The sequence below is a fragment of the Singulisphaera photorubra genome (assembly GCF_045290345.1).
GTDB lineage: Bacteria > Planctomycetota > Planctomycetia > Isosphaerales > Isosphaeraceae > Singulisphaera.
Genome location: NZ_CP155447.1, coordinates 5,220,301 through 5,242,469 on the forward strand (window position 1 = coordinate 5,220,301; position 22,169 = coordinate 5,242,469).

General features: G+C 61.6%; 18 protein-coding genes. 5 read left to right on the forward strand and 13 right to left on the reverse strand.

Annotation, left to right across the window (positions count from 1 at the left end):
• Positions 1-44 precede the first annotated feature (44 nt).
• From V5E97_RS19775 to V5E97_RS19785, 3 genes are all read left to right on the forward strand, one after another.
• Positions 45-2,801 carry a c-type cytochrome gene (locus tag V5E97_RS19775; RefSeq protein ID WP_406700999.1) on the forward strand — a complete coding sequence of 919 codons (2,757 nt, stop codon included), beginning with the start codon at positions 45-47 and terminating at the stop codon, positions 2,799-2,801.
• 194 nt (positions 2,802-2,995) lie between these two features.
• Complete coding sequence (locus V5E97_RS19780; RefSeq protein ID WP_406701000.1) at positions 2,996-5,380, forward strand: DUF1592 domain-containing protein; 2,385 nt, start codon at positions 2,996-2,998, stop codon at positions 5,378-5,380.
• Complete coding sequence (locus V5E97_RS19785) at positions 5,377-6,729, forward strand: DUF1552 domain-containing protein (RefSeq protein WP_406701001.1); 1,353 nt, start codon at positions 5,377-5,379, stop codon at positions 6,727-6,729. Before V5E97_RS19780 ends, V5E97_RS19785 begins: the two co-directional genes overlap by 4 nt.
• A gap of 47 nt (positions 6,730-6,776) precedes the next feature.
• On the opposite strand, the gene V5E97_RS19790 is transcribed toward V5E97_RS19785, so the two are convergent.
• Positions 6,777-8,639, reverse strand: a complete 1,863-nt coding sequence (locus tag V5E97_RS19790) for an ABC transporter permease subunit (RefSeq protein ID WP_406701002.1) — start codon at positions 8,637-8,639, stop codon at positions 6,777-6,779.
• Between the two features lie 234 nt (positions 8,640-8,873).
• Between V5E97_RS19790 and V5E97_RS19795 the strand changes: the two genes are divergently transcribed.
• Positions 8,874-9,572 carry an adenylate kinase family protein gene (locus V5E97_RS19795; protein ID WP_406701003.1) on the forward strand — a complete coding sequence of 233 codons (699 nt, stop codon included), beginning with the start codon at positions 8,874-8,876 and terminating at the stop codon, positions 9,570-9,572.
• A gap of 211 nt (positions 9,573-9,783) precedes the next feature.
• Here the strand turns inward: V5E97_RS19795 and glmS are convergent, their stop codons facing one another.
• From glmS to V5E97_RS19840, 9 genes are all read right to left on the reverse strand, one after another.
• Positions 9,784-11,628, reverse strand: coding sequence for a glutamine--fructose-6-phosphate transaminase (isomerizing) (gene glmS / locus V5E97_RS19800; RefSeq protein WP_406701004.1), 1,845 nt, complete (start codon positions 11,626-11,628; stop codon positions 9,784-9,786).
• Between the two features lie 148 nt (positions 11,629-11,776).
• Complete coding sequence (locus tag V5E97_RS19805; protein WP_406701005.1) at positions 11,777-12,745, reverse strand: DUF1559 family PulG-like putative transporter; 969 nt, start codon at positions 12,743-12,745, stop codon at positions 11,777-11,779.
• A gap of 114 nt (positions 12,746-12,859) precedes the next feature.
• The gene (locus V5E97_RS19810) at positions 12,860-13,759 is read right to left on the reverse strand and encodes a DUF1559 family PulG-like putative transporter (protein WP_406701006.1); all 900 of its coding nucleotides are present in this window, start codon (positions 13,757-13,759) and stop codon (positions 12,860-12,862) included.
• On the reverse strand, positions 13,756-14,229 hold the full coding sequence (locus tag V5E97_RS19815) for a hypothetical protein (protein ID WP_406701007.1): 474 nt from the start codon (positions 14,227-14,229) through the stop codon (positions 13,756-13,758). The genes V5E97_RS19810 and V5E97_RS19815 overlap by 4 nt, the downstream gene beginning before the upstream one ends.
• Entirely contained in the window at positions 14,226-14,756 is a 531-nt protein-coding gene (locus V5E97_RS19820; RefSeq protein ID WP_406701008.1) for a hypothetical protein, read from the reverse strand. Before V5E97_RS19820 ends, V5E97_RS19815 begins: the two co-directional genes overlap by 4 nt.
• Positions 14,753-15,181, reverse strand: coding sequence for a type IV pilus modification PilV family protein (locus V5E97_RS19825; RefSeq protein WP_406701009.1), 429 nt, complete (start codon positions 15,179-15,181; stop codon positions 14,753-14,755). Before V5E97_RS19825 ends, V5E97_RS19820 begins: the two co-directional genes overlap by 4 nt.
• The gene (locus tag V5E97_RS19830) at positions 15,181-16,413 is read right to left on the reverse strand and encodes a type II secretion system F family protein (protein WP_406701010.1); all 1,233 of its coding nucleotides are present in this window, start codon (positions 16,411-16,413) and stop codon (positions 15,181-15,183) included. Before V5E97_RS19830 ends, V5E97_RS19825 begins: the two co-directional genes overlap by 1 nt.
• A 39-nt stretch (positions 16,414-16,452) precedes the next feature.
• A complete protein-coding gene (locus tag V5E97_RS19835) occupies positions 16,453-17,484 on the reverse strand; it encodes a type II secretion system F family protein (protein ID WP_406701011.1) in 1,032 nt (343 codons plus the stop codon).
• 62 nt (positions 17,485-17,546) lie between these two features.
• The gene (locus V5E97_RS19840) at positions 17,547-18,629 is read right to left on the reverse strand and encodes a type II secretion system F family protein (protein ID WP_406701012.1); all 1,083 of its coding nucleotides are present in this window, start codon (positions 18,627-18,629) and stop codon (positions 17,547-17,549) included.
• 125 nt (positions 18,630-18,754) lie between these two features.
• On the opposite strand from V5E97_RS19840, the gene V5E97_RS19845 reads away from it, so the two are divergent.
• Entirely contained in the window at positions 18,755-19,687 is a 933-nt protein-coding gene (locus V5E97_RS19845; RefSeq protein WP_406701013.1) for a hypothetical protein, read from the forward strand.
• Positions 19,688-19,720: 33 nt separating this feature from the next.
• Here V5E97_RS19845 and V5E97_RS19850 read toward each other — a convergent pair whose 3' ends face one another.
• The 3 genes from V5E97_RS19850 to V5E97_RS19860 form a co-directional block, all read right to left on the reverse strand.
• Positions 19,721-20,548: a permease gene (locus V5E97_RS19850; protein WP_406701014.1), complete on the reverse strand. Its 828-nt coding sequence runs from the start codon at positions 20,546-20,548 to the stop codon at positions 19,721-19,723.
• Positions 20,545-21,447, reverse strand: coding sequence for an ABC transporter ATP-binding protein (locus tag V5E97_RS19855; RefSeq protein ID WP_406701015.1), 903 nt, complete (start codon positions 21,445-21,447; stop codon positions 20,545-20,547). The genes V5E97_RS19850 and V5E97_RS19855 overlap by 4 nt, the downstream gene beginning before the upstream one ends.
• 278 nt (positions 21,448-21,725) lie before the next feature.
• Positions 21,726-22,112, reverse strand: a complete 387-nt coding sequence (locus tag V5E97_RS19860; protein ID WP_406701016.1) for a hypothetical protein — start codon at positions 22,110-22,112, stop codon at positions 21,726-21,728.
• Positions 22,113-22,169 lie beyond the last annotated feature (57 nt).

Sequence of the window (22,169 nt, forward strand, 5' to 3'; positions counted from 1 at the left end):
AGCAAAAAGCCGGCCGCAATGCGCCTTCCGAGAGACCTCGCCCGATGCCTTTGAATTGCTTTCGACGCTGCCTTCTCCTCCTCGCTGCCTGCCTGAGTCTGTTGCCGACATCTCACTCGCTGGCAGCCTACCAGGACGATGAGCTCGAGACGGAGCGACCCGGTCTGGTGGCGTCGTTCTCGTCCGCGAACGCTCCCAAGCCAGCGGTCAATCAGATCCTCTTCGATCTCAACGCTCATTGGGGTTCCGCGTCGCCCGACCCTCGAATCCCCACGACGGATTTCGTCGGCCGCTGGGAAGGGTTGATCCTGATCCAGGCCCCTGGAGTTCATCGTTTCCATGCGCGAAGCGATGGCGAGATCAACCTGAAAGTCGCCGGGCGGGTGGCCTTGAACGGTTCTGGCGAGACGATGAAAGCCGAGTCCGTTGACTTACCAGCGGGCTTCTCGCCGATCATCCTGGAATATCGCCACCACCAGGGGGATGCATATGTGGCGATCGACTGGGAAGGCCCAGGGTTCGGTCGTGAGCCGGTCCCCGCGCGCCTTTTCTACCACGATTCCAGCAAACGAGTGGAACCCGACCGGTTTGAGGAAGGGCGGAGACTCGCGGATCGAATCGGCTGCGCCAACTGCCACAAGCTTCTTGACCTGCCAGTCCACCCGAACCAAGGACCACCGCTGAACGACGCGGGCCGAGCGATTGACGCTTCCTGGCTCGACACCTGGCTCCGCAACCCGAGCTCGCTTCGCCCTGGCAGCCGGATGCCGTCGTTCGGACATGGATTCTCGGCGGCCGAGACGGCCGACATCCGGGCCTACTTGGTGAGCGTCGCTCCGAAATCGGTTTCCGTCACGCCGGAAGCGAGCATGGCGCTCAACGTCGCCACCCAGAGCCGGGGACAACTTCTCTTCCGGTCGATTGGCTGCCTCGGGTGCCATACCAAGGGAGAGACCCCGGCGAACGAGCCGGCCGCGCCCGATCTGTCCGACCTTCCCCGGAAGCGGTCCGTGGAATGGCTCACCGCGTTCCTCGGCCCTGCCCGGGCCCGGGCCAACAAGACTGCCGTGAAGCATCGCCACGAACTCCGCCTGACGGTCGACGAGGCGGCTCACCTGGCGGCCTACCTCGGGACCAGCGACCACGCCCCCCTGCCCCGGCCCGAACAACCCGGTAGTAAAGGCGTTGCCGCTCGCGGCCTCCGAATTGTCGAGTCCGCTCGCTGTGTTTCTTGCCACACGATTCCGGGCTTGAAGCCGAAGCACGCCGACTTCCCGCTCACAGCCGATTCAAAATCGGACGCCGGTTGCCTCGCATTGGAACCGAACGGTCCACTCGTACCCCATTTTGCCCTGTCCGAGGAACAGAGACAGGCGCTCCGCACATTCATCGCGGGACTCCCGCGCAGGCCCGCACCCATCAGTCGGCAGACCCTTACCGACGATTCGATCCGGCGCCTCAACTGCCTGGGCTGCCACGCTCGCGATGGGCGCGGGGGCGAGGAACTCGGCGGGCGGATCGCCTCCCACCTGGCGGAAGACCCCGAACTCGGTGGCCTCAAGGGGACGCTCACTCCCCCCAACTTGACGGCCGTCGGTGACAAGCTTCGCCCCGAGTACCTCGCGAAATCGGTCCGATCCACCGCGCCCACCGCCCGCCCCTGGCTCTCGGTCCGGATGCCTACGTTCACTTTCGACCCCGGGGAGGCTGACGCCATTGTCGCCTTCCTCCAGGTTCATGACCGAATGCGGAGCGAGCCCGATCCTCCGAACCAGGTCGCTCGACTCGACGCTCCCGCCACCGAGGTGGCCACACAACTGATCGGTCAGCGCGGATTCGGTTGCATCTCCTGCCACGTCTTGTCTGGCCGGATCCCGCCCGGTGGCGAGCCCGAAACCCTTGGCCCCGACCTGGCACTCGCCCATCGTCGGATGTCCGATCGCTACTTTCATCGCTGGATCGGCAACCCGCAACGGATCATCGCCGGCACCCCCATGCCCCAATTCGCCAAGCCGATCGAAAGTATCCCAGGGACACTCGACGACCAGCTCAACCAAATCTGGCGGCTGCTCGCCAGCGGCTCGCTCGCCGATGTCGCCTCTTCCGGTTCCCGTGAAGTCCTCAAGCGAGACGGCGACCGTGCCCTGGTCGTGCGCGATATGGTACTCCTGCCCGAGGCCCCTCAGACCAAATACATCCCCCGCGCACTCGCAATCGGCCTCAAGAACGATCACTCGCTGCTCTTCGATGCCGATCGCCTGACCTGGCTTTCCTGGTGGCACGGTGGTTTTCTCGCGCGGACCAAGTCGGGCCGGCTCTGGGAATGGCACCCCGATGGAGAATCGATCTGGGTGGCCCCCAACCGGCAACCGCCGATCGGCTTCGTCGGAGCCGACCATCTCGTCGTCCTCCCGACCGAGGTGCGCGAGCGATTCGGCAGCCTCCAAGAGGTCAACTTCGAAGCTGCGAACGTCTCATTTTCTTACACCCTCCACGGGCCGAACGATTCGAATGTCGTGGTTCGTGAACTCATCGTACCCTTGTCTGGTGGGTGGGAGCGTCAGGTCACTGTGACCGGTGTTCCCGAAGGATTCACGCCTGCGCTGTTCGAACATCCACCGAAGGGAGAATCGTCCTGGACGATCGGCAAGACTCGAGCGACCCTGAAGGCCGCGGAGGCGCAGGCCACATCCGACCCAAAAGTTGCCGGCGATCCCGATGCTCGCTGGCTCAAGATGCGGCCCGTTGGTCCGGGGCAATTCACGGAACGCATTCGCCTCACCCTTGAGCCTTCATCCTGAGTCCACGGACAACCCGATAGAGAAGAGGGGAGTCGACGTCTCGCGGCTCCCCTCAATCCTTCCCAAGCGAACCGCCCCAGTCGATCAATCCGACCGCCGCAAATTTTTTGAGCCCCCAAGCTCGATCCCCAGGTTTAATTTTGGTAGAATTTTTGATTGCGAGCCCGCCTTCGCTGCCTGCCCGAGGGTAATCCATGCCACGTCGTTCAGCCCCGCTCTTTCCACGCCCACACCGCCCGCTCGTGTTGTTCCTCCTCGGCCTCGTTTCCTTCGTCTCTACCTCGACCGGGGCGGAACCGAAGAAGCAGGCAGCAACCTCGGAGGCCTCATTTTCGGATCAGATTGCTCCCTTGCTCGCCAAGTACTGCATCCAGTGCCATGGCAACGCAAAGCCAAAGGGAGGGCTGAACCTGGCGAAGTTGACCGACGAGTCGTCGCTCGCCGAGAACCAGAAAGTCTGGCAGCTCGTGGTCGAGAACGTCGAGTCGGGTGACATGCCTCCGGAAGGGAAACCAAAGCCGACCAAGGAGGAGGTCGAACTCCTGGCCGGCTGGGTCGACGCTCGATTGGAGAAGCTGGACTGCGGGAAGGAGAGCGATCCCGGGCGAGTCACTCTCCGCCGGCTCAATCGGTCCGAGTACAACAATACGATTCGCGACCTGTTCGGCATCGACTTCCGTCCTGCCGAGGATTTCCCGTCCGATGACGTCGGATACGGATTCGACAATATCGGTGATGTCCTGACCCTGCCGCCGATCTTGATGGAACAGTATCTGGCGGCGGCCGAGTCGATTGTCGAGCAAGCGATCGTCGCCGATGCGGAGTCTGGTGGGACGCCGAGGACGTGGGAGGTCGAGGCGCTGGAGACTGACGCGGGAGGTTCTCCGTACGAGGACTGGGCTCGTGCTCTTGCCACAACAGGCGAGATCGCTGTTTCGTTCCCCTGCCCAAGGGGGGGGGAGTACGTCATCCGGGCCCGAGCGTTCGGCCAGCAGGCTGGATCTGAGCTGGCCCGCATGGCCTTCAAGGTCGACGGCAAGGTGGTTGAGACCGTCGAGGTGGGCGCTGAGGTCGATAGCCCCCGCGTCTACGAGGTCAAAGCCACACTGAACGCCGGCACGAGGCGAATTTCGGTCGCCTTCCTCAACGACTTTTATGATCCCAAAGCCGAGGACCCGAAGCGCCGCGACCGCAATCTGATCGTGGACTATCTCGAGATCCAGGGAACGGCCCTCGGGGCGAACACCCCTTTGCCGGAATCGCATCGAAAAATCATCTTTGAGACCCCCACGAAGGCCACGAGGGATGCCAGCGTCCGGACGATCCTCGAACGATTCGCCAGCCGGGCCTATCGACGTCCGATCACGCCCGGCGAAGTGGCTCGGTTGGTCAAGTTCGTAGATCTGGCCGAGCAGAGCGGAGATTCTTTCGAGCGAGGGATCCAGCTCGCGCTCGAAGCGGTCCTCGTTTCTCCCCAGTTCCTCTTCCGGGTCGAAATCGATCCCCGGGTGGATTCCGCCAAAAAGGCCCAATTCACGCGAACTCACCCGATCAATGAGTTCGAGCTGGCCTCCCGCCTTTCTTATTTCCTCTACAGCAGCATTCCCGACGACGAACTCTGGCAGCTCGCAACCCAAGGCAAGCTTCGTGAGGGGGATAACCTTGAGAAGCAAGTTCGGCGGATGCTTCGTGACCCGAAGGCCAAGGCGCTCGTCGAGAATTTTGCGGACCAGTGGCTGCAGATCCGCAACCTCAAGACGGTGAGCCCCGACCGCAAGCAATTTCCCTCGTTCGACGAACCGCTCCGCGCGGCCATGCTGATGGAAACGGAGCTCTTCTTTGAAGAGGTGATGCGTGAAGATCGGAGCGTGCTCGATTTTCTCGACGCCGACTACACTTTCCTCAATGAACGACTCGCGGCCCACTACGGCATCAAGGGAATCAAGGGAGATCAGTTCCGCCGGGTGTCCCTGAGTGAGGACTCCCATCGCGGCGGCCTGCTCACCCAGGCGAGCATCTTGACGGTGACCTCGAACCCGACACGAACCTCACCCGTAAAACGGGGAAGGTGGATCCTCGAGCAAGTCCTCGGGACTCCGCCGCCTCCTCCGCCGCCCGATGTCCCTGAATTGAAGGAAGATCAAGCCACAACCCTCTCAGGAAGCCTGCGGCAGCGGATGGAGCAGCACCGGTCCGATCCAAATTGCGCTTCCTGCCACGCCCGGATGGATCCCCTCGGATTTGCCTTCGAGAACTTCGATGCCATCGGCGCCTGGCGCGAGAAGGATGGGAGTTTCCCGGTCGATAGTTCGGGTTTACTCCCCTCGGGACAGTCGTTCCAGGGCCCTGCGGGTCTGAAAGCGATCCTCAAAACGCGTGAGAAGAATTTCACACGTTGCCTGGCGGAAAAAATGCTCACATTCGCCATCGGCCGCGGAATCGAAGACCCTGACGAGTGCGCTCTCGACAAGATCGTGGAAGCAACGGGCTCGGATCAATCCAGGTTCTCGAGACTGGTGCTCGAGATCGTCAAAAGCGATCCATTCCAGAAACGGAAAAACCGGGGAGCCGGACGATGAGAACCGCAAAACAGATCTCGCGTCGAACGGTGTTGCGTGGCCTGGGAACGGCGATCGCCCTGCCCTGGCTCGAAGCCATGAGCAGTGTCCCGGCGCTCGCCACACCGGCAGGTGCCGCCGGAAAAACGGCCCCTTTGCGAATGGCCTTCTTCTACGTGCCCAACGGCGCCCACATGGCCGACTGGACTCCCAAGGAAGTCGGCACCGATTTCACACTCCCTTATATTCTGGAGCCCGTCTCCGCGTTCAAGGACGAACTCCTCGTCGTGACTGGCCTGGCTCAGAAGACCGGAACAGCCATGGGGGATGGCCCCGGCGACCATGCGCGGGCGCTTTCCACGTTCCTGACCGGCTGCCACCCCGTCAAGACGGACGGGGCGAATATCCGCGCGGGGATCTCGGTCGACCAGATCGCCGCCCTCCAGGTGGGCGGGCAAACCCGCTTCCCCTCGCTCGAGCTCGGCATCGATCGGGGGGCCCAGTCGGGGAATTGCGACAGCGGCTACAGTTGCGCATACTCGTCCAACATCTCCTGGCGGACCGAATCAACGCCGATGGCCAAGGAAGTCAATCCTCGGCTCGTCTTCGATCGACTCTTCACCAGCCAGAACGCCACCGGCTCCGCCGCCTCACGTGCGCGCCGCGCCTTCTACAAGAAGAGTATCCTCGACTATGTTTCCGAGGATGCCGCGACCCTCAAAGGTCGCCTCGGAATCTCCGACCAGCGCAAGGTAGAGGAGTACCTGACCGCCGTCCGAGAAATCGAGCGGCGGGTCGACCGCGCTTCCGATCAGACCGCCGCTGACCTTCCCGAATTTGCCCGGCCCACCGGTGTGCCGCGCGATTTCCAGGAGCACGTCCGGCTGATGAGCGACCTGATGGTGCTCGCCTTCCAGGGCGACGTGACCCGGATCAGCACCTTCATGTTCGCCAACGAAGGGAGCAACCGGAGCTACGCGTTCATCGACGTTCCGGAAGGCCACCACGACCTCTCGCACCACGGCGGCGATGCGAAGAAGCACGAAAAAATCAAGAAAATCAACCATCTTCACATCAGCCAATTCGCCTACATCCTGGGTAAGCTCAAGGCGATCAAGGAAGGGGATGGCACACTGCTCGACAATTCGATGATCGTCTACGGCAGTGGAATCAGCGATGGGAACCGGCACAACCACGACGACCTGCCAATCCTCGTGGCAGGCAAGGGGGGCGGGACCATCCAGACCGGCCGCCACCTCAAGGTCGCCAACAACACGCCGCTGAACAACCTCTACCTCTCGTTGCTCGACCGAATGGGAGCCCCGGTCGAGCAGTTCGGCGACAGCACCGGCCGGGTCGAGGGGCTCTGACGCCCTGCCACCGAAGCAGCAACGAATTTTCTCGAGGCTCGTTGATCTCAGGACTCCGAACGTGTGTCGTCCTCGAGATCAACGGCCTTGTTTGCCTCCACCACGTCATCGAACACCATCAGTGTCGAGGGCGGGACTGCGTTCACCCGGCTGGGCCGCCCCGCCTCGACATCAAACCGATCGAGTGCGCGGAGCGTCAAGACAATTGCAGCCACGGCGTAGCAGACGACGCTCACGAACGCCCCCGCCATCATATCGATGCTTTCCCACGAATTTCCCCCTCGAATCTTCCCATAAGATAGGTCGCGGAAATCCGCGAACGAGAGGAGGGAGACGGCTTCCACCATCGGCGTCACACCGACGGCTTGCAGCCAACTCCACGTTTGGAACGGGATACAGCACATCAGGTACGCACCGTTGACCAGGAACATGGTCCCGATCGTCGCGACCAGTGCGCGTGCAGACGTCTTCGCCCCCACGGAGAAATAGGTCCCCAGGGCGATGGCAAACCCAAGGTAGACGGAAGTCTCGAGCGCAACCGCCACCACTCCGAGCGGGTGGACCGATCCGGCCGCGAGTCCGAGGACCCAGTGGAAGATGAGCACTCCCACGAGCCATCGCTGCGCCCAGAGCGCCCCGACCATCTTGGCGCGAAGGATCTCCACACCGTCCAGCGGCGTGGCAACCAGGCTCATCCAGGTATCCTCCTCCCGCTCGCTGGTCAGACCGCTCGAGGCCGAACTGGCAACCGCCAGCGCCAAAACAACATACATCAAAGTACACATAAAGCGAAGATACGTATTAAATTCATTACGAGCTGATTCGCCACCAAAGGCCCCATAGCCGTTCGCGATCACTTCAATGAAGGCGGGTTTGCCAAAATCGTAGGTCAGATAGCCAAGTCCACAGAGGACGGCGAACACGATCGCAATAACGGCGATCTTCGTGACCAGACTGGTGCGCGAGACATAGCGTTCCTTCCACATCATCGCGTCGTCGCCGCACTCGGGCCGAGGCAGCAGCCGTCTTCCCCGCCGGAATCCGGCCAGCCTTGACGCCAATCGCCCCTCTCCGTCTCGACGATTGACCCCTCTGAGTCTGAGAATCGCGATCAAGACGAACACGATCCCGTAGGCCGTCTGCAACCCCATCATCCAAAAGCATTGTTCCAGGAATGCGCCCGCGCTCGATGGACCGAGCCGCGCCACCACCGAAAACCAATGGAACGGACTCGTCGGGGCAATCCAGTCGTTGATCGGCTTGATCCATTCGTAGAGCAGGTTCCACCAAACGCCGCCCCTCGGCATCAGGAATGGAATCATCGTTGGCCCGAACAGCCAGCAAAATTCAACCATATAAACGAGCGAAATCGCTTCGCGCGGCCGCCGCGCATGCGTTGAGACGAAGATCGAGAGGGCGGAGAGAAAAAAGGCGGTGGTGACGGTAATTGCGAAGGTCAGCAGAACCACATTCGGATCGACGCCGCCGAAGAGGCTCAACAAGCTTGTGATCGGCAAGCCGATCGCGACGAAAACTCCCAGGTGAAGCATCCGAGCCGCGAGCTTCCCCAGGATAATTTCCCCGCTCGAGAGCCGGCTCGCGAGCAAGTAGTGCAGCGTTTTCCGTTGCCTCTCCTCGGCGATCACCCCAGCCACCAGTGTCGGGGTCAACAGGAGGACCGCAATAGACTGAACGACCAGGATCGTAGCGAACAAGGCCCAGCCGAGTCGGGCCATTTCCTGAATCGAGAGCTCACCCGCATTTTTCCGGGAGCCCCAGGCCCCATATTCTGGGTCGTTTTGCCAGACGAAAAAGAGGAGGATCGCACCGTAGACGGAGCGAACGACGTAGTACCGAGTCCGCCGCGCGGTGGTCAATAATTCGGCATTGAAAACGGGTCCGGGAAGCATGAACGGAATCCTGGTGGTCCGGTTTAGTCGCGGCGCCCCCTCCCAAAGGGTTCAACGCCGTCGTCGTAAAGCGATCAACAATTCGTCCCGTTTCAAGGCTCGACCTCAGGAACTGAGCCCCTCATCAGTGGAGTCGCGGCCCCATGGCGGGATTGGCCTCGAGTCGTCGACCTCGTATAACGGAGGTGCAAAATCTGATTTTCGAATCTTTTAAGGCCGTGAGGAGGTGGTCGTTTGTCCTGGAAGGTCCCCCCATCCCACGTGGTGATTTTCGGCAGGCCCGGGAGCGGCAAGAGCAGTCTGGCCGAACAACTGGGCGCTGACCATGGGTTTCTGTTGATCCGCACGGGGGAACTGCTCCGCAACGCGATCCGCAAGGGCGACTCGCTCGGTGTTCGCGCCGAACAGCTCATCAAGGGGGGCAATCTCGTCCCCGACTCCCTGATCGCCGAACTCCTCGAGCAAACCCTCAAGACTCCCGGGACCGATCGGCTCTTGTTTGACGGCTTCCCCCGCACCTTGGGGCAAGTGCCGATTCTGGCTAATTTTGAACAAACTTTGAATTTCCGGATCGACTGTTATCTTGAGATCGCCGTGAGTCACGAAGCGGCGATCAAGCGAATGACGGGTCGGCGCGTCTGCCCCACTTGCGGCTCGACGTACCACCTCGTCAACCAGCCGCCGCGGGTCCCCGAGCGTTGCGACCGTGACGGCACAGCGCTCGAGCAAAGGCCCGACGATACGGCCGAGGTCATCGAGGTGAGGCAGCAGATCTACAACAAGCATGGACTGCCGATCCTCGAGTACTATCGGAACAATGCCCCGGACCGCTTCCGAACGGTTAACGGTGAGCAGTCCTACGAGGCCGTCTACGACGAGACCTGCCGGGCGCTCGGGCTTAAGGACGGTGCGTCGGAGTCCGCATCGAGTTGACCCGTGCTGCAGCCTGGGGTCGTCTCGGTGACCTGTAGAGAAGGCTTCCAGCCTGCCATCATCCCAAGGGATGGCAGGCTCAAGCCTAACCGACAAGACTCCATTCCCCAATGATCCGGTCAAAAACGTCCTGGGTATCCGGACAATCCCGCGTATTCCCCCCCGCGTTGAGACCACTCAGATCAGCGATCATCCTCAGACCAAGTCGCAGCTATTCGACGGTGACGCTCTTGGCCAGGTTGCGCGGCTTGTCGATGTCACAACCACGAAGCAAGGCCACGTGATAGGCAAGGAGTTGGAGCGGCACGATGGCCAGTAATGGCTGGACAATCTCGGGAACGTCGGGGATGGGCAAGAAGATGTCGGAGATCGCTTCGAGTGACTCATCCCCCTCGGTGCCGACCGAGATGATCGTTCCATGTCGCGCTCGGACTTCCTCGACGTTGCTCAACGTCTTGGCGTGAAGCACGCCTCGGGGGGCGACGAAAACGCAGGGCGTTTCGCGATCGATCAAGGCGATCGGCCCGTGCTTCATCTCGGCCGTCGGATACCCCTCGGCATGGATGTAGCTGATCTCCTTGAGCTTCAAGGCCCCCTCGAGAGCGACGGGAAAGTGTAAGTCACGACCGAGGTAGAGAACGCTCCTCGCCTGCGCGATCCGCTGGGCCGCCTCGAGGATCGCCGACTCGGTCTTGGCCAGGACTTCCCCGAGCGCTCGGGGAATCGCCTCGATCGCCTGAACCGCGGCCAAGCCGTCGGTGAACGAGAGGTGGCGGAGCCGGCCCAGATGAATCGCGAGAAGCGTGAGCACCGCCACCTGGGCGGTGAACGCCTTTGTGCTGGCCACCCCGACCTCCGGGCCGCAATGAAGGAAGATCCCGCCGGTCGCTTCGCGGGCAATCGTACTCCCCACCGTATTCACGATCGCAAGGGTCGGGTGCCCCTGCCGTTTCGACTCCCGGAGCGCCCCGAGCGTATCGGCGGTCTCGCCCGACTGGCTGAGGACGAACACGAGCGTCCGATCATCGAGCGGGGCGTTGCGATAGCGGAACTCGCTGGCATACTCGACCTCGACCGGGAGGTGGGCCAACCGCTCGATCAAGTATTCGCCCACGAGCGCGGCGTGCCAGCTTGTGCCGCAGGCGGCAAAGACGATCCGGCGCACCCGGCGAAGCTGCCGCGGGGTCATGTTCAAGCCACCGAACTGCGCGGTGGCCTCGGCAAGACGGAGCCGGCCCCGGCAGGCGTCATGGACCGTCTCGGGTTGCTCGCGGATCTCCTTGAGCATGTAGTGAGCGTGACCGCCGAGCTCCACCGCGTCGGGCTTCCAATCAATCCGGTCGATTCGCGGGGTGATCGATCCGAGCTCACGATGGCGGATCTCGAATTCATCGGGACCAAGCCGAACGACCTCACCATCCTGAAGATAGGCGACCTTCGCCGTGTGGGGCGCAATGGCCAGGGCATCGCTGGCCAGAAAGTGCTCCCCCTCGCCCAGACCAACGACCAGGGGACTGCCCAAGCGGGCTCCGACAACCTGGCCAGGACAGCGCGGACTGATGACCGCCAGTCCGTAAGTCCCTTCCAGGAGGGGTAAGGCGCGTTGGACCGCCTGGAACAGGCCGTCGCTGTCGCCAAGCTCACGCGCGATCAGGTGGGCGATGACCTCGGTGTCGGTCTGGCTGAGAAACGAAAAGCCATCGGCCGTAAGCTCGGCCCGGAGCGCGGAGTGGTTCTCGATCACCCCGTTGTGGACAACCGCCACAGAAACAGCGCCGGCCCTCCCCCCGATGTGAGGATGCGCGTTCCGGTCAGTGGCGGGTCCGTGCGTCGCCCAACGCGTATGGCTGATCCCGCAGTTCCCGGGCGCGGGCTCTTTGTCGAGTGCTTCCTCGAGCGTGCGAACTCGGCCGGCCCGTTTACGAACGACTACGCGCCCTTCGGAGACGATCGCGACCCCCGCGCTGTCGTATCCGCGGTATTCCAGACGACGCAAGCCGGCCACCAGGACCGGGCTGGCCTCATGCACTCCTGTGTAGCCAACGATACCACACACAGTCACCTCCAGCGACAAGACGACCGGGAGCAATTCGATTGTCCGATCATAGCGTATCGACCAGTCAAGAGTCGCTGTCAGATTCGGGTGTGTGGCGACCGAGTCGATGTCATGCTCAAGTTGAGTCGCATTGATCGATGGGTGAGTTTCAGAATTGTTCGTCGCTGATCAACTCACCATCGGCACGATTCCCAAGGGCTTCGAACACCTTCGGGCTCACCGAGTCCTTCAGGAACCGGACCGAACCATCGCCGAACGCACAGTTGATTCCGCCCGAATGCTTGCTGCTGAAGCCCCCCACAATCAGGCTGGGGCTATCGTCAGCCGCGTTTCCAGCGGCTCCGGCTCCGCTCCCGCTTTCCGTGCCTCCCGCCCCTGCCCCTGCCCCTGCCCCATCCGCCGGGATCGCCGCTGGAGCTGCCGCCGGGACAGGAATTCTCGCCAAGGGCCGGTTCGCCGCGTTCGGCAAGGTCCCGGTGTTCCGGAGCGTCGCCGAGGTGCCGGACATCCAACCCAGATCGGCGCTCCCCAAGAGCCGTTCGCTCAGGAAGATCGTTTGTGAGCTGCCATCGGGAATATCCTCGTAACGTACGCTGCTGTTGAGGAAAAACACCCCATTGTTATTGGCATCGATCGGCGCTTCCACACCGTTGTGGCAGGCGACGTAATTGTTCGATGCCGGCGAACTGGTGCCCGCCCCCCCCCTGGATCCTCCGTCCGAGGGGCAAATGAACGACCTGACCGTGATCATGTGAACGGTCAGATTCGTAACGTCGTAAACCCCTGTTTTAAAATCGATATGCTTGAACAGATTTTTCTGTTCAATGTAGGGGAGGATCTGCACGGTCCAACTGAAATGATACCCGTTGGCAAGATTTCGGATCGGCCCGGTTGGGTTGACGACTCCCGGCGGCAGGACCTCGAACGAGGATTCGTAGTTCTGCAGTGCAATCCCGAGCTGCATCAGGTTGTTGACGCATTGTGAGCGTCTGGCCGCTTCGCGTGCCGCCTGAATCGCCGGGAGCAGCAAGGCGATCAAAACCGCGATGATCGCGATCACAACGAGGAGTTCAATCAGCGTGAAACCCCGATACATACGAGTCGGTAGGCGGCGCATCGTCTCTCTCCAGCCTTCTGAAAGGGGTCGCTCGGTCGGGGAACGCGGTCGCGAACGGTGGCCGACTGCGTCCGAAATTCCTCTCGTTTCCAAATCACCTGCAAGCAGACTTCATCATTTCGATGGGGCGATCAGCTCACCATCGGATCGATGGCCCAGAGCTTGATAAGCTCGGCGATCCATGGTCTCGCTGAGAAACCGGACCGAGCCGTCACAAAAAGCAAAGTTCGCGCCTCGCGAATGGTTGCTCCCAAACCCTCCGACCAGCAACCGGTTCTTCGGGGCCGTTCGTTGGTCCGGATCGAGGATCTTGGTGCCATCACTCCACGAAGTCAGCCTCGACTTCGCATCCAGAAGATCTCCGGAATTGATCGGACTGCCGGTATTCCGAAGTGTGCTGCGGGTTCCCGAGGTCCAGCCGAGGTCGAACCCGTTGCGTAGCTTTTCACCGATCATGAGAGTGCCCGAAAGGCCATCCTCAATGCCTTCGTAGCGAACCTGACTGTTGAGATAGAGGATACCGTGATTGTCGGCGTCGATCGGCGCCTCGACATCGTGGTGGCCTCCCGCGTAATTATTCTCCACGGTACCATTGGTGCGTTTGAGAGGTCCCGAATCGGATGGACAGAGGAGTGTCGTGATCTGAATGCCTCGCGCAGTGCCGTTTCTCGGCGAGTAAATGCTCGACGCGACGTCCACAAGGCTAGCGGCGGAATTCTGTTCCATAAACGGTAGCAACGACACCACCCAACTGTGGTGATACCCGAGCGGCTCGTTCCTGATCGGCCCCGTGGAATTAACGACCCCCGGAGGAAAAACGTCATGGGCGTTGTGGTGGTTATGCATGGCGAGACTCAGTTGCTTCAAATTGTTGAGGCATTGACTCCGTCTCGCCGTCTCTCGTCCCCCCGTAATCACGGGGAGAAACAGGGCGATGATTCCCGAAATGATGCCCAGGACGACCAGAACTTCGACCATGGTATAACCACGAGGCCTGCCGGCATTTCGACTCATGGCAACCCACTCGTTGATTTCGGTTTGATCATAACTGTTATTACTTTGCTGAACCGTACCCGCGCTGGCTGGTCGCGGGGATAATCGGCCTGAACCCGCACCTGCTGCCGATCCGGCTCAGCCTGGTGGGGCGTTACAGCGATGGTCACTCGCCCGGAGTCACGCCCACCGAGGTCGGCCGCCGGAATCTCCCAGGTTTCTCCTTGATATTGACCGTTTGACTCAGCAATTCGTGCGGCGGCCCGTTCCAGGCCCGATTCGACCAGCCATTCGGCCTGAAGTCGGCGTTCCTCGGCCCGGATCCGCTGTCGCTCGGTGAGGCCGATCCGCAGCAAGACGCCGCAGATCGTGGCAATCGCAACGAGACAGACCAGCACGAAGACCGTGATGGACCCTCGACGCGATCGGCTCTCCCGTCCCCGGGGCTCAGTCCCCCCCTTCGATCCATTGGTTCGTCTGGCCGATCTCATCGTGCACTCTCCTGCGAGTCGGCGAACCGAAGGTCCTTACTCAGAAGGGCCTCACAGACAGGTTCCGGCGACCGCGTTCCCGCCAAGGCCGGTTCACGGTGCAGTTGCAGAAGCACAAACAAGGCCGACTCCTCCGGGCGGACCTGGAACCGAGGGAGGGCCCGCGAAGGGAGCCGATACAACTCGTGGTGGAAAACCTGACCGCCTTTACCGTGTTCGTCTCGGACGATTTGGCCGTTGACGACGTGGTAGTCGATAACCCGGCCATCAGGAATGGCCAGTTCGAGATGGTCCGAAGGAGTCGCATCTCCCCTGCCCGGCTTCGAGCGCGAGGCCGACCGGACGTCGAGACGGAACTGGCGGAAGAGCCGGTCGCGACTGGCCGCCTCGGCCAGATGATTGCGGCCCGTGCGATCCAACCTCAACAGGCCGTGCATCAGGACGACGCAAATCCCGAAGATGATCACCAGCGAGCTCATCACGAGGAGCAATTCGACGATCACGTACCCGCGCCGGTTTTGCCTCATCGTCCCCTCCCACTGCGATAAGTCCAGGCGCTCAGTCGAACAGGCGCCTCCCAGCCACCGGCGCGGTTGCGCCAGCGAAGTCTCAAGGAGAGCAGCTTGGAACCGCCCGACTCGGTCTTGTCGGCCACGGCCACGCTCAACTCGGCCCCCGGCAAAGCTCGCGTGGCCGACTCGGAGAGCTTGACGTCCTTCAAGGCGTCCGCGGTCAATTCGTCCCAGGGGCGGGCGGCCAGCCGTTCCATGAGGTTGGCCGATTCGGAGAGCGCGCACTGACGGCGTTCCACGGCCCGGCGCTCGGTGGCAACCCAGCCTAAAACTTGCAACGTCACCGTCATTGCGATCACCAACAGTAACGAGGTGATCGCAACCTCCACCATCGTGAACGCCCTGCGTCTCGAAAACGCATTGGCTCGCCCTAAGGTCATCACATCAACCTCTCTATGATCTTAATCAGCGGAGCAAAATAGGCCACCGCCAGAAAGGCGACCAGTAGGCCGAGCGTGAGCAAAGCTATCGGGGCCAGCAGTTGCAGGACGATCTGCAGGCCATAGGCCAGTCGACGTTCACCGCTCAGCGCAGTTTCTCGTAGCGCCCACGGTAGGTTGCCGGCACGTCTCGCCGACTCCAGCACCGACGCATCGACCTTGCGAAGCAGGCCGTGATGCACCAGCGAATCGACCCAGTCGCTTCCGTGATTCACATCTTGAATGACCCGACCAAGGGCCTTTCGAACCCACCGTGAGGGATACCAGCCCATGAGGAGCTCGAAACCACGATTGATCGGATAGCCGCCCTCAATGATCCAGGCGAGCGAGCGGAGAAGGAGTGCGCTGTGCTTGCGAACCAGAAGTCGGTCGACAAGTGGAACTCTGAGTCGCGACCAGCCCGTGAAACTCGCCAGAATCGCGAGCATCACCCCCATCTCAAAAAGCCACAAAACCGCATAAAACACCCCAAAATGCGCGATTATATCGCCAGCCTGAATGAGGAGCTGAGTCGGCGCCGGCGGAGTGACCCCAAATTCGCGGAGTATCATCTCGATTTTGGGAAGGATGAAGTAGAAGAGATATCCGCCCACGGCCTGCATCACACAAATTACATACAAGAGATATTCAATCCGGATTGCGATTAAGTTCCAGACCGGCTTGACTCCGAACCGGGTTGCCCCCGCCTCGCGAAGGGCGCCGGCAAGATTTCCCACGACGCTCCCGATCCGCGCCAGGATCTCGGACTCGGGCGATAAGATTCCGGGCGTGCGATCGAGCGATTCCGAGAGGGAAACGCCATCCTTCAAGTAATGCGCCAGGGTCCGCACCTTACGCCGATAGCCGCCGCTGAACTGGTCGGAGACGGCATTCAGAGCCGGTGCCAGCGGCATCCCACGTTCCGCGGCGATGGCAATGACCGCAACCAATACGTCCTGCTGCGTCGACTGCCGCCGAGTGAGGAAGGTGACCACCACGGCAAATGCCGCTACGGTCCCGATCAAGCTGCCGACCAAGATTGGCGCGATCAGGGTCAGGAGCCAGCAGGCCAAGGCGCTGTAGAAAACAAGGTAGATCAGGTGCCGCAGGCCGATCCGCAACCCCCTGGCCTTCCGGTCGATCGGCCACGCCTTATTGGGTGGGATCTCGTCGATCAAGGTCTTGGAACTCACTGGATTCTCCACGAGCGAACGGAGCCAATTCTACGGCCCTTAGCCTGACAAGCGGGTGATCAACGAGATCATTGGAATGAAAATGGCAGCCACGACAACGACAACGCTGCAGATGATCGACCAGGTGGCCAGGATGCTACAGACCGTGCCTACGAAGGAAGCCTGACTGCGCGCCTGAGATTCAAACATTTCGCCGGCCATGTGTAGCGCTTCGGGTAGCCCTTGATGCTTCTCGGCCCAATCGATGATCCGCGTGAACCCCGAGGGGAACAGCGACGGCCGAGCCAGCGCCAGAGCCAGAGGTCGCCCCTCCGAGATTTCTTGCGCGGCCTGCTTGGAGCCCGAGGCGATCTCGCTGTTCCGCACGGCCGCCCCCGCCATGGGCAACGCTTCACGCAGCGGGATCTCGCTCTCCACCAACAGCGCGAGCAAGTGCGAGAACTCGGCGAGATCGCTGAGATGCCACACCGGTCCGATCAATGGGATGACCCAGGCCAGGCTCCGACGCACGTCAGCCCGGACCACGAGCGACACGAGTAATCCGAGCGTGAACAGCCCGATCACACCCTGTAAGAGCGGCAGCCAGACCCTTTCGACGGCATTGGCGACTTTAAAGACAACCAGAGTCAAGAAGGGAATGGGCATGCCGAAATCTTGAAAGATCTGTGCGAAACCGGTCACCAGGACGACGCAGACGAATCCGAAGACGACGCTTGCCAACGCGATGGTGAAAATCGGATAGGGAAGTTGCATCCAGAGCGAGCGTTTCAGGTCGGATCCAATGTTGGCGTAGCCGGCGAATCGACTGAGTACCTCACCAAGCTTACCCGACCTCGCTCCCGCGACCACGAGACCACGAAGGTGGGCAGGGAGACGATCCCCTTGCTGCCCGATCGCCGTCTCCAGCGAGGCTCCTGCCTCGAGTTGGTCGGCCAGGCGGTTGAGGACCGAGCGAAGTCGACGCCTCGGGATTTCTTCTCCGAGCGCCCGCATGCCCGAGGCCAGTGGCAAACCGGCGATCGTCAGGCTGGCGATATGGCCAGTCAATTGAGTGACGTCATCGCTTGACAAGCGACCATGCGTCCCATTTGTTTCATCCGATGGTTTCGTCATATCAATCGTCTCGCGACCACTCAATTGACGGGTACGGCCAGACCTCGGAGCAATTCTGACATCGGCACGAAGAACGTCAGGGCATAGAGGAGGGTCGCCGTGACTCCGATGCCCAAGAGCATCAGCGTCGGCAGAAATGTCTTGAGCTTCTCGGCTTGATACAAAGCACGCTTGCGATAGATCGTCGCGACCTGACCGAGCGAATCGGCAAGACGGCCCTGCCCCTGTCCCGAGATCAAAATCCAGCGCAGGATGGGCGGAATGCCAGGCGATCCGCCCGCCACGCCTCGAACGTCCCCTCGTTCCACGGCAGCGGCCACTTCGCGTCCCGCAACGAGTAGCTCGGGATCCCCCGACGCTTCCGAGGCGAGCCCCACCGCCTCATGATAGGGAACCCCATGCGCGATCAAGATCGAGAGCAATTGGGCGAAGTTGGCAGCCTCGGCATTGGCTAGCATGCTTCGCATCCAGGGGAACCAACGCAATGGAGAGCGCGATCCACTCGACGGAAAGCCAGACGCCCTCCCCGTCCACGCCCACCAGACCGCCAGCAAAACGAGCAGCGTGGGCAAGACCGGCCCCCAGAAACGGGCCGTTTCGCCGACCACCGCAAGCACCCTCACGCCCGATGGAACCGGAACTTCCAGCGACTCGAATGCGCTCAAGAACCGGGGCACCATCTGGGTGACCATCAAGACAAACAGGGTATAGGCCAAGACCAGGACGATCATCGGATACCAGAACGCCAGGCCGATCGTCCGACGCGCATCCTCATAGCTCCGGACAAACCCGGCCAGACTTTCGAGGGCCGTCGGCAACCGCCCTGCCCGAATTCCCGCCTCGACCACGGCGCGATAGACCAGGGGAAATCCTTCTTTCTCCGCGGCCAAGGCTTCCGCCAGACCTTCGCCTTGATCCATCCGGGCCGACAACCGGAGCATGGCGGTGCGCAACCCGCCCGACAAGTCTCCACCAACGTCACGTAGGCCACGCTCCAATGGCAGACCCGCCCGAGTCAGCGCGGCCATCTCGTCATTCAACGCGATCAGATGGCCGAGCGAGATCGTTCTCCCCCCAGGCGCCCCCCTCGCGGATTCCGACATCACAACCTCATCCCAGGGCTACGACATTTGTGAAAGACCATTTCACCACAACTGTAAGAGGCCGTCAAGCGGCTCTACGCGAGAAGGGACCGCCGCAGGCCTGAGCGTTGGCGGAGGAGTGGGTTGTGGGATACGATAAACGGGTGAGGACGTCGGGACAGACCAGGCGGACTCGTGAGTCGGTCGCGAACGACGACGTCATTTCTTGGGGACTGGAAACGATGCTCATGCGGAGCGCGATAGCCATCGCCGCAGTGTTGGCACTCGGGGCGTCCGGCGAAAATGAGCCTGCTACGTCTCGACCAGGCCCAATCATCCCGGCCGATTACAAGCTCGTGATCGCGGTCTATGGTGTCGCCAAAGAGCCGATTTCCAAGACCCAACTGGTTGTCCACAAGGGACGAGCCTTTCTTTTCAATCCTGGCCCTCCGCTGGAGGTGATTATCCATGACCCCAGCGCGGAGCGTCTGGAAATGGTCGATCTCAAACGGAAGATCCGGTCGGAGATCACGTTCAAGAAGCTCGATGAATATACGATCAAGCTGCACGATGCGATCGCAGCCGCGTCAGCCAAGCGAGAAGCGCTCGGGGGAAAGGGGAATCAGGTCATGGCCGCGATGAGCCGTGACTTGATTGATCCGCACTTTACCAACTCGTACGACGCCGCAACCCACCGGCTCCGAATGACCAATCCGTCGATCGAGGTGGAGGCGCGCGGCGAGCCCGAAGTCGACGAGGCTCGTTGGGCGTCGATCCACTCCATCCTGGTCGCGCTGACCAAGATGGACGCGGTGCGCAACCCTCAGGAGATCCCCCCATTCTCAAAGCTCGAAGCGCTCCACGGCCTGATGGTCGATCATCGGCTCCGGCCGACCGAACTGAGCTTTATTTACCGCCTGGCCGGCGCTCCCCAAAAGCTGAGGTGGACCTACCAGCTGGAACCTTCGCTGACAAAACGAGAGACCGAAGCCATCGCCACTGTCGAGGCGATCCATGGGCTTTGCCGATTCGCTCGATTCAGCCGATATGGTCCGACCGAGCGGAAGAAGGTGCAGTGACCGTGCGGACCTGCCGTTCTCCATCGGGTTCGATCAACTGTTGGCCGGAAGGTCTCGTTGCAGGAACCCCAGAAAGCCGAGACCGATTCCCGCCAGACCGATCCCCCCAAGAACCGCCGTATTGAAGGCCAGGTCGCGACCGGTGACGGCCGCCGAGACGGGGTCGTAGACCTTGAAGATCGACAGGTTGCCAAGCCACTTCCAGTTTTCGAGCACGGGCACATTCGCGATCACGAGCAACACGAAGCCGGTCAGGGTCAGAACCGACCCGATCAGGTTGGGACGCCAGCGAACGCTATCGAACGCCGAGAGGAGCAGCGTGTAGCCATAGACGGCCAACCCCAGCGCGGCAAGATTCCACGCGGGACGGGCGAGAATCAGCAGCGTCGGCGGTGTTTCCACCGGATAAAAGCGGCCCGCGATCATGTTCCCCAGCACCATCGCGATGCAGAGGAGCCCGATCCCTGAAACCCCGACGAGAATCTGCGAAGCGAGGTAGGAGGATCGCGAGACGGGCCGAGACAGGGTCATGTCGAGCGTTCCCCGCTCGATCTCCAAGGCCACGGCAGCCGAGCCTCGGGAAATCGCCCAGAGCAAGACGTTGATCAGGATAAAGGGATGACTCCACCAGGCCACCTCGAACGCCACGGAGGCCAGTTCCCGAACCGGGCCTTCCACCCCACGGAATGCGAGCCCACGAAGCCCTCGAGTGCTGCCCATGGATTTGCGCACCCGGGCCTCGGTCAATGACGTGATCACAACCGTCAGCCAGCTCAAGGCGAACAAGGCCGTGGCGGTGAGGCCAAGCAACCAGCGAGACTCGGTCAGATGCTTACGCGCCAGGGCCAAGAACGGGGTCATCGAGACGTGATCTCCGAGTTGGCAGGCTTGGGACTGTGATATTGCTCGTAGAGGCTGCGAAGGTCGTCGGTGCCGATGGCGACGTCCTCGATCGGACTGCGGCTCAACCAATTCAAGAGTGAGCCGATTCGGCCTCGATGTTCGAGAAGGCAGGTGGAACCGTTCCGTTCGCGCACGGTCAATTCCAGGTCAGCGGGGAAAATCGGGGGAACTCCCTCCGCAAACCGAAGCAGAACCATTCGGAGCGAGCGACGCTCGTGCATATCCTCAAGGTGAAGCAGCCGACCCTCGCTCATGATCGCAACGCGGTCGGAGACCTCCTCGACCTCGGAGAGGACGTGGCCCGAGAAGATCACCGTCTGTTTCTGAACGTTGCGGGCCTGGCGCACCAACTCAAGAACTTCGGCGCGGGCCGACGGGTCCAAGGCTGAAGTGGGCTCGTCGAGGATCAAGATCTCGACGGAATCAGAGAACGCTTGCGCCAAGGCCAGCTTCTGCTTCATCCCGGTGGAATAGGTCCGGACCTTGCGCTTCAGGTCGAGCTTCATGACCTGCTCGGCAAGTGCCACCGCACGATCGAGCGCATCGCCCCCCCTGAGGTCGGAGAGGAACCGGAGCATCCCCAGACCGGACATGGAGCCGAACATCCGCAACTCGCCCGGAAGGTAAGTGACCAGGCGGCGAACCTCGAGACTGTCAGACCAGCAGTCATGCCCGCCCACGGTCGCCCCGCCGGAGGTGGGTCTGAGCAGACCGAGCAAGAGTCGAATCGTCGTGGTCTTGCCCGAGCCGTTTGGACCCAGGAGACCGAAGACCTCACCCCGACGCACCGTCAACGTCAAATCGGCCAGCGCCGTGACGGCGCCATAACGCTTGGTCAATCCTTCGGTCACGATCATCCGACTCACACCCTCCGCCCGAACATCGCTCGAACGTCATGGCCGCGAACCAGTGTAGCGAGGACTGCACCGAGGGGAAGCCCGTCGGCATTTATCAACGATGTTCGTCCCAGACACTCGCTTCAGTGACTGGGCCGCTCAGGTCGATCTCAGTGCGTTTGGGGTGCGGGTAAAATCGGTGCGGAGGCGCCAGAATTGAAGAAATGCGCTCGAAACCGGTGATTGGACGGCCGGGGAGAACTCTCCGGGCGTTCGTTCGTCCGCCTCGATCCGTCGGCTCAATGTCGCTTCGATCGGCGAACGGACTTCTGGATCACCCCCAGCAGCGGGTCGGTGCCGATCGATGTCTGGGGCATTCCCGGTGAGAGGCCCAGAACATGACTGTTCGAATAGCCAAACGGCGAGCCAGGCATCGCCGGGGGCGAATTCAATGGCCCAAAACCACGATAAGCGGTCCCGCCTATCGGATAGGAGCCGTAGCCGGCTCCATCGTACCCCGCTGACCCGGTACCGAAGCCAGAGCCATCGATAAAGCTCGAGCTTCCCAACGGCTGATAACCAAATTGCGCCGACCAGCCACCAGGCACCACGCCTTGCGCCTGGGCCAGCGATTGGATTGCACCCAGGAGGGCAAACGCGGCGAGACTCGTCCTCAGGCCGATCATGGACCCACCCTTCTCGTGCTGGGCCTATCGTCCGCAAACCGGGGATGAAGTGTGATC

Bases quoted from the DNA above. Each gene is read 5' to 3' on its own strand.
- V5E97_RS19775 (WP_406700999.1), top strand. From the start codon at position 45: ATGCCTTTGAATTGCTTTCGACGCTGCCTTCTCCTCCTCGCTGCCTGC.
- V5E97_RS19780 (WP_406701000.1), top strand. From the start codon at position 2,996: ATGCCACGTCGTTCAGCCCCGCTCTTTCCACGCCCACACCGCCCGCTC.
- V5E97_RS19785 (WP_406701001.1), top strand. From the start codon at position 5,377: ATGAGAACCGCAAAACAGATCTCGCGTCGAACGGTGTTGCGTGGCCTG.
- V5E97_RS19790 (WP_406701002.1), bottom strand. From the start codon at position 8,639: ATGCTTCCCGGACCCGTTTTCAATGCCGAATTATTGACCACCGCGCGG.
- V5E97_RS19805 (WP_406701005.1), bottom strand. From the start codon at position 12,745: ATGCGCCGCCTACCGACTCGTATGTATCGGGGTTTCACGCTGATTGAA.
- V5E97_RS19810 (WP_406701006.1), bottom strand. From the start codon at position 13,759: ATGAGTCGAAATGCCGGCAGGCCTCGTGGTTATACCATGGTCGAAGTT.
- V5E97_RS19815 (WP_406701007.1), bottom strand. From the start codon at position 14,229: ATGAGATCGGCCAGACGAACCAATGGATCGAAGGGGGGGACTGAGCCC.
- V5E97_RS19820 (WP_406701008.1), bottom strand. From the start codon at position 14,756: ATGAGGCAAAACCGGCGCGGGTACGTGATCGTCGAATTGCTCCTCGTG.
- V5E97_RS19825 (WP_406701009.1), bottom strand. From the start codon at position 15,181: ATGACCTTAGGGCGAGCCAATGCGTTTTCGAGACGCAGGGCGTTCACG.
- V5E97_RS19840 (WP_406701012.1), bottom strand. From the start codon at position 18,629: ATGTCGGAATCCGCGAGGGGGGCGCCTGGGGGGAGAACGATCTCGCTC.
- V5E97_RS19850 (WP_406701014.1), bottom strand. From the start codon at position 20,548: ATGACCCCGTTCTTGGCCCTGGCGCGTAAGCATCTGACCGAGTCTCGC.
- V5E97_RS19855 (WP_406701015.1), bottom strand. From the start codon at position 21,447: ATGATCGTGACCGAAGGATTGACCAAGCGTTATGGCGCCGTCACGGCG.
- V5E97_RS19860 (WP_406701016.1), bottom strand. From the start codon at position 22,112: ATGATCGGCCTGAGGACGAGTCTCGCCGCGTTTGCCCTCCTGGGTGCA.